Raw genomic sequence first — 15,074 nt, 5'->3', positions numbered from 1 at the left:
GAAGCGGCGGTGTTTTGTTGGACCGCGGAGATCCTTCCCAGCTCGGTTCGGCGTACGCTGACCCCGTGTCTTCTGGGGAAGGCCCGCGCAGCGACGCCCTGAGGATCATCGGGCGCCTCGCGGGCGCGGGGGTCGTCGCCGGGGTGCTGGCGGCGCTCATCGCCTTCTCCACCCTCGGGATGGTCGGCGTCGGCGCGCGCAACGGCGCGAACTGGTTCGAGGCCATCCCCGGCGACCTGCAGACCCCGCCGGTCGCCCAGCGATCGGTGATCCTCGCCGCCGACGGGTCGAAGCTGGCGACGTTCTACTACGAGAACCGCGTCGACGTGCCCCTGAGCAAGGTCGCCCCGATCATGCGCAAGGCGATCCTCGCGATCGAGGACAGCCGCTTCTACGAGCACGGCGGCCTCGACCTCAAGGGCACCGCGCGCGCTCTCGTCAGCAACCTCGCCGCCGGTCAGGTCACGCAGGGCGGGTCGGGCATCACCCAGCAGTACGTCAAGAACCTCCTCGTCGAGACGGCCGACACCGACGCCGAACGCCGGTCCGCCCTCGCGACCACGCCGGCGCGCAAGCTCCGCGAACTGCGCTACGCCGTGGCGATGGAGAAGCAGCTGACCAAGGACCAGATCCTCGAGCGCTACCTCAACATCGCCTACTTCGGCAGCGGAGCGTACGGCGTCGAGGCCGCCTCACGGCACTACTTCGGCCACTCCGCCGCCAAGCTGTCCCTGCCCGAGGCGGCCCTGCTGGCGGGCATCGTCCGCTACCCGTACGCCTACGACCCGACCGTCAACCCGAAGCTGGCCGAGGAGCGGCGCAACACCGTGCTGCAGCGGATGAGCGACCTGCGCTGGCTGCCCGCCGACACCGCGTCGGCCGCCGAGCGGACACCGCTCCACCTGCACGTCACGTCGACGCCGAACGGCTGTGTGGATAGTTCGGCGCCGTTCTTCTGCGACTACGTCGAGCGGGAGATCCTGGGCAACCCGATCTTCGGCAAGACGGTCAAGGCACGCACCCGGCTCCTCCAGCGCGGCGGCCTGGTCATCCGGACGACGCTGGACCCGGGGATGCAGCGCGCCGCGCAGCGCGCGGTCGACCACTACGTCCCGCCGAAGAACTCCAGCCACAAGGCGGCGGCCGAGGCGCTCGTCGAGCCGGGCACCGGCCAGGTGAAGGCCATGGCCGTCGACCGGGAGCTGGGACCCTCGGAGAAGCGCGGCAAGACCTGGGTCAACTTCGCCGCCGACTCCGACCACGGCACCAGCATCGGCATGCAGGCCGGGTCCACCTTCAAGATCTTCACGCTGGCGGCCGCGCTGGACCAGGGAATGCCGTTCGGGCACCGCCTGATGGCCCCCGACCACTACACCCCGACCGGGTTCCGCGACTGCGACGGCAAACCGGTCGGCTCCACGGAGTCGCTGGGCAACGCCGGCGACGGCGAGGGCGGCCGCACGTTCAGCCTCGTCACCGGGACGTGGCACTCGGTCAACACCTTCTTCCTCCGGCTGGAGAAGGAGGTCGGCCTCTGCGACACGGTGAAGATGGCCGAGAAGCTCGGCATGCGCCGCGCCGACGGTTCGGCGCTGCAGCAGTACCCCTCCTTCACGCTCGGCTTCAACACGGTCTCGCCGTTGCGGGTCGCGGCGGCGTACGCGGCGTTCGGCGCGCGCGGCGAGTACTGCGCGCCGATCGTCCTCACGAAGATCACCGACACGGCCGGCCACGAGCTGAAGGTCCCGAGCGCCCACTGCCATCAGGCGATCGACAAGGGCGTCGCCGACGCGGTCAACCACGTCCTGCGCGGGGTCCTGACGCAGGGCACGGCCGCCGGAGAGGGCATCGGCCGCCCGGCCGCGGGAAAGACGGGCACGGTCGACGGCTTCTCCTCCGCCTGGTTCGCCGGCTACACCCCGGACCTGGCCAGCGCGGTCTGGGTCGGCGACCCGCGGGGCGGCTACAAGCATCCGCTGACGAACGTCTGCCTGGGCGGCCGCTGCTTCGGCGAGGTGTTCGGCGCCGACATCCCCGCGCCGATCTGGCGCGAGACGATGCTCGGCGCGCTGCGCGACGTGCCCGAGCACGACTTCCACAGCCCGCCGGGCGACTATTACAGCGAGGGGTCCGGCGAGGACCGCGTGCAGGTCCCCGACGTCCTCGGCCTCAGCCCGTCGGCGGCCGCCGGCCGGCTGCGGGCCGCCGGCTTCGACGTGAGCTTCGGCCCGCGGATCGCCTCGGACGCGTACGGCACGGGCACCGTCGCGCGGACCTCGCCGGGCGGCGGAGCCTCGGTCGAACCCGGCGCCACGGTGACCATTTACGTCAGCAAGGGCGCGCCGCAGGGGCCCAAGCCGCCGGTCGGGCCCACGCCGCCCGGCGGGCCGGTCGGCCCGACGCCCCCCGGCATTCCCACCCCGCCGATCATCCCCCCGGTCGGCGGGACGCGCGGCACCAACCTCTGATCCGACGCTCGATCCTTGAGCTTGGGCGTGTCGGCAGATTTCGGACGAATCACGTCCTGAACCTCAGATCTGTCCACGATCCGTTCACCGTGCGGCAAGGGCTTTCTAACGTAAGCGCATCCTGACGGTACGCAACCACACGGCAAAGGAGACGACGTGGGCGCCATCCCGCAACAGGGCCCCGTACGAAGCCTCGTGCCCGCACGGATCGACCGACTGCCCTGGTCCCGCTTCCACACCCGGATGATCGCCGCCCTCGGCGTGGCCTGGGTGCTGGACGGCCTCGAGATCCAGATCGCCAGCATCGTCGGCCCGGTCCTGCAACATTCCCACACCCTCCACCTCAGCTCCCAGAACGTCGGTTTCTCGGCGACCATCTACCTGATCGGCGAGGTCGTCGGCGCGCTGGTGTTCGGCCGGCTGTCCGATCGGCTCGGCCGCCGCCGGCTGTTCGTCGCCACCCTCGCGCTGTACCTGGTCGCCAACGGGCTGACCGCGTTCTCGTTCAACTACGGGAGCTTCCTGGTGCTCCGGTTCATCGCCGGAATGGGCATCGGCGGTGAGTACGCGGCCATCCACTCCGCGATCGACGAACTCATCCCCGCGCGCTTCCGAGGCCGCGTCGACCTGGCGGTCAGCGGGACGTACTGGTTCGGCGCCATCGTCGCGTCGCTGAGCGAGTACGTCCTGCTGAACCACAGTGTCTTCCCCGACAACATCGGCTGGCGGGTCGGCTTCTTCATCGGCCCCGTGATCGGCGTGGCGATCTGGGGCCTGCGCCGCACCCTCCCCGAGAGCCCCCGCTGGCAGCTGGCCCATGGGCAGGCCGACGAGGCGGAGAAGACCATCGCCCAGATCGAACGCGAGGTCGAGGCGTCCGGCCGCACCCTGGAGCCGGTCGACCCCGAGCGGTACGTCGAGGTGCAGCCACACGAGGCGATCTCGTTCACCCAGGTCGCGCGGACGCTGTTCCGGGACTACCCCTCCCGGTCGCTGCTCGGCGCCACACTGATGATCAGTCAGTCGTTCCTCTACAACGCGATCTTCTTCACGTACGGCCTGGTGCTCAAGCACTTCTACGGGGTGTCCGACCACGACGTGGCGAAGTACTTCTTCGCCTTCGCGGCCGGGAACCTCCTCGGCCCACTGCTCATCGGCCGGCTGTTCGACACGATCGGCCGCAAGCAGATGATCGCCGGAACGTACCTCGTGTCCGGCGTGCTCCTGGCGGTCAGCGGCTACCTCTTCAAGATCGGGTCGCTGTCGGCCTTCTCGCAGACCGTGCTCTGGACGGTGATCTTCTTCATCGCCTCGGCCGCGGCCAGCTCCGGCTACCTGACGGTCAGTGAGATCTTCCCGATGGAGCTGCGCTCTCAGGCCATCGCGCTGTTCTTCGCCATCGCGCAGGTCTTCGGGTCGCTCGGTCCGACGATCTTCGGCGCCCTGATCGGCGACCAGGACCACCCGGACCGGGGCAAGCTGTTCATCGCGTACCTGATCGCGGCGGGCGTCATGGCCTTCGCGGGGGTCATCGCGGCGATCTTCGGTGTCAAGGCCGAGCAGGTCTCCCTGGAGGACATCGCCGCCCCGCTCGGCGCGGCGAAGAAGGTCCCGGAGGCCCTCGCCGAGCGGATCGAGGACCTCGAACCCGGCCCAGGCCCCGCCCCGGCCGTCTGACGGCCCCCTGATCCGGCCCCGTTCTGACGGCGCCCGGTCCGTAGCGGAGACCTTCGCTAAGGACCGGGCGCCGTCTGGACGTATTCCGCCGCTTTACCGGTCGATGACGCATCGTCTGAGCCCCGCCCCTAGTGCTGCCCGTGGTGGCGACGTACGAGCAGGGTGACGACGTCCTGGTCCACCATCCGGCGGAGATCCTCCTGGTCGTGGAGGTCCTCTCGCCCTCGAACAAGGGGCAGGACCGGGTCTACAAGAACCATCTCCACTCCGTCGCCCGCATCCCCTGGTACCTCCTCGTCGAGGTCGACGAGGACAACGAGCGGCCGACGCTCGTCCTGCAACGGCTCGGCCCGGGCCACTACAACGAGGTGGCCCGAGCCGCGTGCGGTCAGATGCTGAAGCTGCCCGACCCGTTCGGGGAGCTCGACCCGGGGGACCTGCTCAAGCGCCGCCCCTGAGGGGTGCTCAGGACGGGTCGAGGCCGCGGCTGCGGCGGAGGGCGCGGTCGGCGGCGGAGAACAGCCGGTCGATCACGATGCCGATGACCAGGATCACGATCATGACCGCGATCATGTCCTGGGTGTCGATGTTCTCCCGTGCGTACTCCAGGCGGACGCCGAGCGACGTGTGGTGCCCGATGATCACCAGGAGCTCGCCCGCCATCAGGCTGCGCCAGGCGAACGCCCATCCCTGCTTGAGGCCCGTCACGAAGGCCGGCAGCGACGCGGGCAGGATGAGGTGCCGGTACAGCGCGAACCCGCGCAGCCCGAGGATCTTCCCCGCCCGCAGCAGGATCGGCGGCGTGTAGTCGACGCCGGCGATGAGGCCGTTGGCGATCGACGGCGCGGCGCCGAGCACGATGACGAACAGGATCGCGCTCTCGCTGAGCTGGAAGAGCATGATCGCGAGCGGGAACCACGCGATCGACGGCATCGTCTGCAGCCCGGTGATCAGCGAGCCGAACGCCACCCGCAGGAAGCGCACCCGCGACACGACCGCGCCGAGCAGCACCCCGACGACGATCGCCAGCGCGAAGCCGATCACCGCCCGGCGCATTGTCAGGCCCAGCCCCGCCCAAAAGGACGAATCGGTCAGGTCCCTGCCGAGCTGCGGGAAGACCTGCGTCGGGCCGGGCAGGACGTACGTCGGCTTCCAGCCGCTGAGCACGACGATCTCCCAGGCGGCGATCGCGATGGCGATCGCGGCGAGCACCGGCCACGTCGACGCCCACATGCGCCGCAGTGGGCCGGGCTGGGAGCGGTTCGCCATCTCCAGGGCGTCCAGGCCCGCGATCTGGCGCTCGAGCACGTTCGTCGCCGCGGTGCCCGGCTCCACCGGTTCACGCTCCATGACGGCCGACCTCCTCTCGCAGCCGATCGGTGATGCGTCCCGCCAGCGTGGCGACCGAGGCGTCGTCGATGCGCCGCGGCCGGTCCAGTGGCACGGGGAACTCCTCGACGACCCGGCCGGGACGGCTGGACAGCAGGACGACGCGGTCGCCGAGGCGTACGGCCTCACGGACGTTGTGCGTCACGAACAGCACGGTCAGCGAACGCTCGGACCAGATGCGCTCCAGCTCGTCGTGGAGCAGGTCGCGGGTCATCGCGTCGAGCGCGCCGAACGGCTCGTCCATCAGCAGGACGTCGCTGTCCTGGGCGAGGGCGCGGGCGATGGCGACGCGCTGGCGCATGCCGCCGGAGAGCTGGTGGGGCCGCTTACGGCCGAAGCCGTCCAGGTGCACGGCGGCCAGCAGTTCGGCGGCGCGCCGCCGGCGTTCGGCCTTGGGCACGCCGCGCGTGCGCAGGGCCAGCTCGACGTTGCCGGCGACGGTCAGCCAGGGGAAGAGCGCGGGCTCCTGGAACATCAGGCCGACCCGCGCGCCGCCGACGTCGACCGTGCCGAGCGTCGGCCGGTCCAGCCCGGCGACGATCGACAGCAGCGTGCTCTTGCCGCATCCCGACGCGCCCAGGATGCAGACGAACTCGCCCGGAGTGACCGACAGCGACACCTTGTCCAGTGCCAGCAGCGCCCCGCCACCGGTCCCGTACGCCTTGGAGACGCCGTCGATCCGCACCGGAGGGGCGGTCGTGCGCTCCGGTTCCCGTGTTGTGGCAGACATGTCCTTCTCCCTCAGCCGAGCGCGCGGGTCACGAGTCGCTCACCGCGGGCTCGCCCTTCTCCTTGAGGACCTCGTTGAGCGGGCCGAGGTCGTAGATGCCGTTCAGGTCGACGTGGTCGAGGAGGCCGACCGCCTCGGCGTGCTGCGCGCTCAGCTTCAGCGACGAGGCGATCGGGTCGTTGGTGAAGGTGACGTTCTTGAACGTCGCGTCCAGGGCGGCCTGCTTGAGCGGCTTGCCGGTCAGGGACCCCAGCTCGGTGTTGGCGGCCTGTTCCGCGCCGGCCTTGTCGGAGTTGATGTAGTCGGTGGTCTCGACCTGCGCCTCGAGCAGCTTCTTCACCAGGTCGGGGTGCTTCTTGAGGAACTCGGTCCGCACGATCAGGTTCGTGATCACGAACTTGCCGCCGGGCCACAGCGACGCCTCGTCGACCAGCTTCTTGCCCTTGCTCTCCAGGATGAGCCGGGAGGCGTACGGCTCCGGCACCCACGCGCCGTCGATCTGGCCCTGCGCGAACGCCTGGAGGGTCTGGGAGTTGTCCTGGGGAACGACGTGGACGTCGCCGCCGCCGGCCTTGTCGGTCTTGAGGCCCTGCTGCTTCAGCCAGTAGCGGAGGGCCACGTCCTGGGTGTTGCCGAGCTGCGGAGTGGCGATCTTCTTGCCGCGCAGGTCGGCCGCCGAGTTGATCGAAGGTTTGACGATCAGGGCGGCGCCGCCGCTGGCCGCGCCCGCGATGATCTTGATGGCCTGGCCGTGCGACTTCACGAAGGCGTTGATGGCCGGGTTGGGACCGACGTACGTCGCGTCGACCGCGCCGGAGAACACCGCCTCGGTGGCCGCCGGGCCGGCGTTGAAGGTCAGCGTCTTCGGCGCCTTGCCGAGGTGCTTGGTGAAGATGCCCTTCTGCACGCCGACCAGCGCCGTGGCGTGGGTGATGTTCGGGAAGAAGCCGAGCCGGACGACGGTGCCGTCCCCGCCGGAGGAGGCCTTCGCGTCGTCGCCGCCACCGCCGCACGCGGTGAGCAGCCCGGCGCCGGCGAGGATGGCAAGGCCGAAGGCCGCGAGCCGCGGTTTCATGGGCAACTCCCACTTTGTCTATCGAACAGGTGTGATTGGTCGCTTAAGTAGACAAGGGAATCGAAGGGAGCGTCAAGTGGCCGGAAGAATGGAGTAACGGGACGACTACGCCGTGAAGATCCCGCAGATGGGCGGCCAGGGGCCCGCTACGGCCGTCAGGCGTGCCGGGTGACCGCCGACACAGAAGGGGGGTGGCGTTGCACGGCCGCCAGACCCCGGGCGACTAGGCTCAGGGGCGAAAGGTCCGATAGTGATCACAAGGAGCTCAAGTGTCGTCGATCGAAGCCGTACACGCTCGGGAGATCCTCGATTCCCGCGGCAACCCCACGGTCGAGGTGGAAGTGCTGCTCGACGACGGCAGCGAGGCGCGTGCCGCGGTGCCGAGCGGCGCCTCGACCGGCCAGTTCGAGGCGGTCGAGCTGCGCGACGGTGGTGAGCGGTACAACGGCAAGGGCGTCGAGAAGGCCGTGCTCGGCGTGCTGGACGAGATCGCGCCCGAGCTCCTCGGCTACGACGCGGACGACCAGCGCCTCGTCGACCAGGCGCTCATCGACCTCGACGGGACGCCCGACAAGTCCCGCCTCGGCGCCAACGCGATCCTCGGCGTGAGCCTCGCGGTGGCGAAGGCCGCCGCCAAGTCCGCCGACCTCCCGCTCTTCCGCTACGTCGGCGGGCCGAACGCGCACCTGCTGCCCGTTCCGATGATGAACATCCTCAACGGCGGCGCCCACGCCGACACCAACGTCGACATCCAGGAGTTCATGATCGCGCCGATCGGCGCGTCGACGTTCAGCGAGGCCCTGCGCTGGGGCGCGGAGATCTACCACGCGCTGAAGTCGGTGCTCAAGGGCCGTGGCCTGGCGACCGGGCTCGGCGACGAGGGCGGCTTCGCCCCCGAGCTGCCGAGCAACCGCGACGCCCTCGACCTGATCCTGGAGGCGATCCAGCGGGCCGGCTTCCAGCCGGGCGCCCAGATCGGCCTCGCCCTGGACGTCGCCGCCACGGAGTTCTACTCCGAGGGCACGTACGCGTTCGAGGGCGGCAAGCGGTCCGCCGAGGAGATGGCGTCCTACTACGGCGAGCTCCTCGACGCGTACCCGCTGGTCTCCATCGAGGACCCCCTGTCGGAGGAGGACTGGGCCGGCTGGAAGGCGATGACCGAGGCCGTCGGCTCCCGTGTTCAGATCGTCGGCGACGACCTGTTCGTCACCAACCCGGAGCGCCTGCAGCGCGGCATCGACTCGGGCGCGGCCAACGCGCTCCTGGTCAAGGTCAACCAGATCGGCACGCTGACCGAGACCCTCGACGCGGTGAACCTCGCCCACATGAACGGCTTCCGCACGATGATGAGCCACCGTTCCGGCGAGACCGAGGACACCACGATCGCCGACCTGGCCGTCGCCGTCGGCAGCGGTCAGATCAAGACGGGCGCTCCGGCCCGGAGCGACCGGGTGGCCAAGTACAACCAGCTCCTGCGCATCGAGGAGCTCCTCGACGACGCCGCGCGGTACGCCGGGAAGTCGGCGTTCCCCCGCTTCCACGCGGAGTGAGACCACGCTCCGATGGCCGAGGAGAAGCGGCGACCGCCTGAGCGGAAGGCCAGGGAGGCGCGGCGCGCTCATCTGACGAGTCGCGCCGCGATCCTGGCGGTCGTCGCCTGCGCGATCGCCCTGAGCCTCGCCTATCCCGTCCGGGAGTACATCGCCCAGCGACGGGAGATCGCATCGCTGCGGGTGCAGCAGCGTGTGGCGCAGGCTCAGGTCGAGCAGCTGTCCCGGCAGAAGCAGCGGCTCGGTGACGAGTCCTACATCAGGCGGGAGGCGCGCCGCCGGCTGCACATGTGCGACCCGGGCGCCAAGTGCTACGTGGTGCTGGGCGGTGGGCAGAGCGGCGGCCAGGACGCCTCCCGCAAGCGCCCCCCGCCGACCCCGCCCTGGTACGTCACGCTGTGGCGCTCGGTGGACGCGGCGGATCGGCGCCGCTGACCGCATACCCTGAGCGCTGGCGTACGGATTTCGGCGAGGCCGGTTCCCGACGCCGACCCGCCTCCCGGTCCGGCACGCCGACCACGGCCGGGGCGAGTGCGGTGACGGTGCGTCGGTGAGGCGGGCACCTGCCGGCAGGCGGGCCTGCCGGCGACTCCGGAGGGCTTACCGGTGATCGAGGAACGCGACGTCGCGGCGGTGGCCGCGCAACTGGGCCGTGCGCCGCGCGGGCTGCGGGCGATCGCGCATCGCTGCCCCTGCGGGCTGCCCGACGTGGTGGAGACCGCACCGCGGCTGCCCGACGGCACGCCGTTCCCGACGTTGTTCTACCTGACCTGCCCGAAGGCCGCGTCGGCGATCGGGACGCTGGAGGCGAGCGGGCTGATGCGCGAGATGACCGCGCGGCTCGGCGCCGACCCGGAGCTGGCCGCGGCGTACGAGGCGGCGCACCGCGACTACCGCGACCGCCGTGACGCCGCCGCCGAGGAAGAGGGCCTCGAGCCGCTCCCCGACGGCATGCAGACCGCGGGCGGCATGCCGACCCGGGTCAAGTGCCTGCACGCCCTGGTCGCCCACGAGCTCGCGGTGCCCGGGGCGAACCCCTTCGGCAGGGAGGCCCTGGACCGGATGCCGGACTGGTGGCGTACCGGTTCGTGCGCGGCCACATGTGGCGCCGAGCCGGGGCCGTCTCACGGATCCGATGACGCGACCTGTCAGGGCCTGTCATGATTTGCTGTAAGTCGGCGGCCGGAGCGGGCGGCCTGCGGGAGCCGGGCCTCTCGGGCGCGGTCGGAGGTGGAGGAGCGCGGCAGGACCGCGCCGAAGAGGTGCGCCGGGAGGCGAACGAATCGTGAGCACAGCGACGCGTGTCGCGGCGGTCGACTGCGGGACGAACTCCGTCCGTCTGCTGATCGCCGACATCGTCGACGGCCGGTTGACCGATCTCGAACGCCGGATGGAGATCGTCCGGCTCGGGCAGGGCGTCGACAAGACCGGTCGCCTGGCCCCCGAGGCGCTCGACCGTACGTTCGCGGCCATGCGGGGCTACGCGAAGCTGATCGCCGCGCACGACGTCACCGGCACCCCGATCCGGACACGGGTCGTGGCGACCAGTGCCACCCGTGACGCGAGCAACCGTGACGAGTTCGTCCGTGGCGTCGTCGACATCTTCGGCGTGGAACCCGAGGTGATCACGGGGGAGGAGGAGGCCCGCCTGTCCTTCATCGGCGCGACGAAGGACCTGTCGGCGCTCCGGCCCATGCGCCCGTACCTCGTCGTCGACATCGGCGGCGGCTCCACCGAGTTCGTCTTCGGCACCGCCGAGGTCGAGGCGGCGCGCTCGGTCGACATCGGCTGCGTCCGGCTGACGGAGCGGCACCTGCGCTCCGACCCGCCGTCGCCCGAGCAGGTGGCGGCCGCCGTCGCGGACATCGACGCCGCCCTGGCCGGCGTCCGTGACGGCCACGCGGCGGGTGTTCCGGGTCCGCCCGGCAACGGCGCCGCGGGCGCCGACCCGGCCGCGGCCGCTCGTGCCCTGGCCGAAGGCACCGACCCGCTGGCCGCCCGCCCTCTCGCCGACGGCGCGTCCGCGCGCCCCGCAGAGCACCTCCCGGCCGTACCCGTCGCCGAGGCGCGCACCCTGGTCGGGCTGGCCGGCTCGGTGACCACGGTCGCGGGCATCGCGCTGGACCTGCCGGCGTACGACTCCGAGCGCATCCACCTCTCGCGGATCAAGGCCCGTCAGGTCCACGACGTGACCCGTACGCTGCTGCGCTCGACGCACGACGAGCGCAGCGGGATCGGCGTCATGCACCCCGGCCGGGTCGACGTCATCGGCGCCGGCGCGCTCATCCTCGACCGGATCATGCGCGAGTACGCCTTCGCCGACCTGATCGTCAGCGAGCGCGACATCCTCGACGGCATCGCCTGGTCGCTGGTCTGACCCCACGAAAGCGAACCGAGTCCGACGGCATGAACGCCCCCTTCATCCCCCCGGGATCCGGACATCCGGAGGATCCCGCAGGCCCGGACACGCCGGTCGCGCGGACCCCGGAGGACGTACGGGCCCTCGCGGGCTCCGCCCCGACGCTGGGCGAGCTCGTCGCGCGGCAGTCGGTGTGCCGCGCCTGTCCCCGCCTCGTCGCCTGGCGGGAACAGGTCGCCGTCGAACGCCGCCGGGCGTTCGCGCAGGAGGAGTACTGGGGCCGGCCGGTCCCGGGCTGGGGAGACGCCGAGCCGCGCGTCCTCATCGTCGGCCTGGCACCCGCCGCGCACGGCGGTAACCGCACTGGGCGGATCTTCACAGGGGACCGCAGCGGCGACTGGCTCTTCGCGTCCCTGTACCGGACCGGTCTGGCGGCGATCCCGACCAGCACCCACGCGGGGGACGGGCAGCGGCTGCTCGGCACCCGCGTCGTGGCCCCGGTGCGCTGCGCCCCGCCCGCCAACAAGCCGACCCCGGACGAACGCGCCGCCTGCCTTCCCTGGCTCGTCCGTGAGCTCGGGTTCGTCGCCGGGACGGTCCGGTCGATCGTCGTGCTGGGCGGGTACGGCTGGCAGGCGCTGTGGCCGGCGCTGAAGGAGGCCGGGTACGCCCTGCCCGCTCCGCGCCCGGCCTTCGGGCACGGAGCCGAGGTGCTCCTGACGGCGCCGGACGGCGCCGAGACACTGCTGCTCGGCTGCTACCACCCGAGCCAGCAGAACACCTTCACGGGACGGGTCACCGAGCCCATGCTGGACGCGGTGTTCACCCGGGCCCGCGAGTACGCGCACCTGCCCGGCGAAGCCGGAGAGGGGTGACGGACCCCGGCGGGTCGGCCGGCGGACCTCGGCAGGCGAGCCGCGGCGGGTGATGGACCCCGGCGGTGACGGGCGGAGCGGCGCACAGTGGAGCCCCCGCTTCCCCTGCACGGCCCCCTCGCTCCGTCCGTCCCCGCGCGGGTTCCTTCTTCCTCTTTGACGCGGCTTCGCGGCGAGTGGTTCGCACGTGATCGTTCTCACAGCACGTGCTCTGTCATCGGGCGTCCTGTCGGAATACCGTAAAAAGCGAGGTTGTGAAAGTTTTCACAAGGTCTCCGGTCGTTTCGGGAGGATCCCATGGGTACCGGAACTCGTATGGCAACGCACGTGCTCATCGTCGGCGGCGGCTATGTAGGCATGTACACCGCACTCCGCCTGCACAAGAAGATGCGCCGCGAGCTCAAGAGCGGCGAACTGCAGATCACGGTCGTCGATCCCCAGTCGTACATGACCTATCAGCCGTTCCTGCCGGAGGCGGCCGCCGGCAACGTCGAGGCGCGGCACGTCGTCGTGCCGCTGCGCCGCGTGCTCCCGCGTGCGACGATCCTCAACGGCCGGGTCACCAAGGTCGAGCACGCGAAGCGCCAGGCGTGGGTCGAGGTGGTCGGGAGCACGAGCGCGGAGGGCGGCGGCGGTGAGCGGTCCGTCGAGACGCGCATGCTCTCCTACGACCTTCTCGTCTTCTGCCCCGGGTCGATCTCCCGGACGCTGCCGATCCCCGGGCTCGCCGAGTGCGGCATCGGTTTCAAGACGGTCGGCGAGGCCATCTACCTGCGCAACCATGTGCTCGCGCAGCTCGACATCGCGGCCTCGACCGCGAACGAGAAGGTCCGCAGGCGGGCGCTGACGTTCGTCTTCGTCGGCGGCGGCTACGCGGGCGTCGAGGCGCTGGCCGAGCTGGAGGACATGGCCCGCGACGCCTGCGCCTACTACCCGAACATCGACCCGTCCGACATGCGGTGGGTGCTGGTCGAGGCGAGCGACCGCATCCTGCCGGAGGTCGGGCCGGACATGGGCCGCTGGACGGTCGAGACGCTGCGTCGGCGCGGCATCGCCGTCAAGCTCCAGACGCTCCTGAAATCCGCCGAAGGGCACCACATCGTGCTCAGTGACGGTGAGGAGTTCGACGCGGGAACACTCGTTTGGACGGCGGGCGTCAAGCCCAATCCCGTCGTCCGCCGCACCGACCTTCCGCTCGACGAGAAGGGGCGGCTCAAGGCCACCGCCGAGCTGACGGTGGAAGGTGTGGAGGGCGCTTTCACGGCGGGCGACATCGCGGCCGTTCCCGACCTGACGAAACCGGGCAACTTGACCGCGCCGAACGCACAACACGCCGTCCGGCAGGCGAAGGTCTTGGGAGACAACGTTGTCGCGGCGTTGCGCGGTAAGGAACTCAAGCGCTACGAACACGCCTACGCCGGATCCGTGGCCAGTCTCGGCCTGCGCAAAGGCGTCGCGCAGATCTACGGCGTGAAGATGCGGGGAATCGTCGCGTGGTGGCTGCACCGGACGTACCACCTGTCCCGGGTGCCCACGTTCAACCGCAAGGCGCGGGTCACCGCCGACTGGACCCTCGCGGTCTTCTTCAAGCGTGAGATCGTCTCGCTCGGGTCGATCACGCGACCGCGTGAGGAGTTCGAGCTGGCCGCTAAAGACTGAGCGGTATTCGGCCTGTAATTAGGGCGCGGCACTAATAGGCGTTATTTGTCGCATTTACTGGGTGGTCCCTTATTGGCTCATGCCCGGTATGATTACGCCGCCCCCGTAGCCCAACAGGCAGAGGCAGACTCCCTAAAAGAGTTGGTTGTGTCGGTTCGACTCCGACCGGGGGCACTGCAGCTTGACGAAGGTCGACCGGAGCAATCCACACCTTTCGTCCGAGTGTCTCCAGTGGTGTTATGGCCGTCAGTTCGGCCGGTATCGGCTCGCCGTTTCTCGTCCGATACCGGCCGCGCTCATCTACGGAATCCGTGATATAGGCGTTTCGCGGCAAGTCTCCTGTTCGGCGTGACGAGCGAACGGGAGGGGTAGGACGTGGCGGGAACACCGCGACCGTGCGCCATCGTTGAATCCTCAACAACGAGTCGGGAGGGAAACCATGCAGAGCGGGAACCCGGTCCTGTCCCGGCGTGGCGCGTTCGGCCGCCGGTCGTCGGGTTACGCCCCGAGCGTGTACCGGCTCGAGGCGATGTACAACGCGCCGGCGTACGCGCCGCCCCGGTCGATGACGATCGACGACGTCGTCGTGCGGTCGTTCCTCACGCTCGGCACGCTCGTCGTCGCGGGTGCCGCCGCGTGGGTGCTCGTCCCGGACCGCCTGGCGAACGCCGTCGCGCTCGCCGCCGTCGTGGTCGGGCTGATCTGCTGGGCGGTCCTGACCTTCGGCCGCCGGATCAACCCCGCCCTCGTGCTCGGCTACGCGGCGGCGTACGGCGTGGCGGTCGGTGTGGTGAGCCACGCCTACAACTCCTTCTACAACGGCGTGGTCCTGCAGGCGGTCGTCGGCACCGCGCTGGCGTTCGGCGCGACGCTGGCGATCTACGCCCTGCGGATCGTCCGCGTGACCCCGGGGTTCGTCCGCTTCGTGATCGCGGCCGGGTTCGCGCTGCTGGGCCTGATGGTGCTCAACCTGCTGGTGTCTATCTTCCACGTCGGCGGCATCGGGATCCGGGAGAACGGCCCGCTCGGCATCGCCTTCAGCGTCGTCGCGATCCTCGTCGGCTGCTTCTACCTGCTGCTGGACTTCCGCTCCATCGAGGACGGGGTCCGCTCGGGCGCTCCGCGGCAGGCCGCGTGGCTCGCGGCGTTCGGGCTGACCGTGAGCCTGATCTGGATCTACCTGGAGCTGCTCCGGTTCCTGTCCTACTTCTACGACCGGGACTGACGCGGCCCGCGGGCGCGGAACGCCACGAAGCCGACGAGCCGTGGAGGAGGAGAAGTGACCGGTGCCG

At 70.5% G+C, this 15,074-nt stretch carries 13 protein-coding genes and 1 tRNA gene; 11 read left to right on the top strand and 3 right to left on the bottom strand.

Features of this window, described 5'->3' with window-relative positions; genetic code table 11:
- Positions 1–65 precede the first annotated feature (65 nt).
- The 3 genes from NDW01_RS27750 (at position 66) to NDW01_RS27740 (ending at position 4,603) form a co-directional block, all read left to right on the top strand.
- A complete protein-coding gene (locus tag NDW01_RS27750) occupies positions 66–2,468 on the top strand; it encodes a transglycosylase domain-containing protein (RefSeq protein WP_252825700.1) in 2,403 nt (800 codons plus the stop codon).
- 156 nt (positions 2,469–2,624) lie between these two features.
- Positions 2,625–4,145 carry an MFS transporter gene (locus NDW01_RS27745; protein ID WP_252825698.1) on the top strand — a complete coding sequence of 507 codons (1,521 nt, stop codon included), beginning with the start codon at positions 2,625–2,627 and terminating at the stop codon, positions 4,143–4,145.
- Between the two features lie 140 nt (positions 4,146–4,285).
- Positions 4,286–4,603, top strand: a complete 318-nt coding sequence (locus NDW01_RS27740) for a Uma2 family endonuclease (protein ID WP_252825695.1) — start codon at positions 4,286–4,288, stop codon at positions 4,601–4,603.
- Between the two features lie 7 nt (positions 4,604–4,610).
- Here NDW01_RS27740 and NDW01_RS27735 read toward each other — a convergent pair whose 3' ends face one another.
- Genes NDW01_RS27735 through NDW01_RS27725 form a run of 3 tightly spaced genes read right to left on the bottom strand, consistent with a single transcriptional unit; the run spans position 4,611 to position 7,339 of the window.
- Positions 4,611–5,495: an ABC transporter permease gene (locus NDW01_RS27735; RefSeq protein ID WP_252825693.1), complete on the bottom strand. Its 885-nt coding sequence runs from the start codon at positions 5,493–5,495 to the stop codon at positions 4,611–4,613.
- The gene (locus NDW01_RS27730) at positions 5,485–6,264 is read right to left on the bottom strand and encodes an ABC transporter ATP-binding protein (protein ID WP_252825691.1); all 780 of its coding nucleotides are present in this window, start codon (positions 6,262–6,264) and stop codon (positions 5,485–5,487) included. Before NDW01_RS27730 ends, NDW01_RS27735 begins: the two co-directional genes overlap by 11 nt.
- 28 nt (positions 6,265–6,292) lie before the next feature.
- Positions 6,293–7,339: an ABC transporter substrate-binding protein gene (locus tag NDW01_RS27725; RefSeq protein WP_252825689.1), complete on the bottom strand. Its 1,047-nt coding sequence runs from the start codon at positions 7,337–7,339 to the stop codon at positions 6,293–6,295.
- 269 nt (positions 7,340–7,608) lie between these two features.
- On the opposite strand from NDW01_RS27725, the gene eno reads away from it, so the two are divergent.
- The 8 genes from eno (at position 7,609) to NDW01_RS27685 (ending at position 15,007) form a co-directional block, all read left to right on the top strand.
- Entirely contained in the window at positions 7,609–8,889 is a 1,281-nt protein-coding gene (gene eno / locus NDW01_RS27720; protein WP_252777703.1) for a phosphopyruvate hydratase, read from the top strand.
- A 12-nt stretch (positions 8,890–8,901) separates the two neighbouring features.
- Positions 8,902–9,324 carry an FtsB family cell division protein gene (locus NDW01_RS27715; protein ID WP_252777702.1) on the top strand — a complete coding sequence of 141 codons (423 nt, stop codon included), beginning with the start codon at positions 8,902–8,904 and terminating at the stop codon, positions 9,322–9,324.
- 171 nt (positions 9,325–9,495) lie between these two features.
- Positions 9,496–10,053 (top strand): DUF501 domain-containing protein, encoded by a 558-nt coding sequence (locus NDW01_RS27710; protein ID WP_252825686.1) that lies wholly within the window; start codon positions 9,496–9,498, stop codon positions 10,051–10,053.
- 121 nt (positions 10,054–10,174) lie between these two features.
- Complete coding sequence (locus NDW01_RS27705; RefSeq protein WP_252825683.1) at positions 10,175–11,266, top strand: Ppx/GppA phosphatase family protein; 1,092 nt, start codon at positions 10,175–10,177, stop codon at positions 11,264–11,266.
- A gap of 29 nt (positions 11,267–11,295) precedes the next feature.
- A complete protein-coding gene (locus tag NDW01_RS27700; protein WP_252825681.1) occupies positions 11,296–12,123 on the top strand; it encodes a uracil-DNA glycosylase in 828 nt (275 codons plus the stop codon).
- Positions 12,124–12,438: 315 nt separating this feature from the next.
- Entirely contained in the window at positions 12,439–13,782 is a 1,344-nt protein-coding gene (locus NDW01_RS27695; protein ID WP_252825679.1) for an NAD(P)/FAD-dependent oxidoreductase, read from the top strand.
- A gap of 99 nt (positions 13,783–13,881) precedes the next feature.
- A tRNA-Leu gene (locus NDW01_RS27690) sits at positions 13,882–13,956 on the top strand.
- Positions 13,957–14,221: 265 nt separating this feature from the next.
- Positions 14,222–15,007: a Bax inhibitor-1/YccA family protein gene (locus tag NDW01_RS27685; RefSeq protein WP_252825677.1), complete on the top strand. Its 786-nt coding sequence runs from the start codon at positions 14,222–14,224 to the stop codon at positions 15,005–15,007.
- Positions 15,008–15,074 lie beyond the last annotated feature (67 nt).

Source organism: Actinoallomurus soli (genome assembly GCF_024055715.1).
GTDB lineage: Bacteria > Actinomycetota > Actinomycetes > Streptosporangiales > Streptosporangiaceae > Actinoallomurus > Actinoallomurus soli.
The sequence above is the reverse complement of the archived record's forward strand: the minus strand, read 5'-3'. Positions and strand labels throughout refer to the sequence as shown.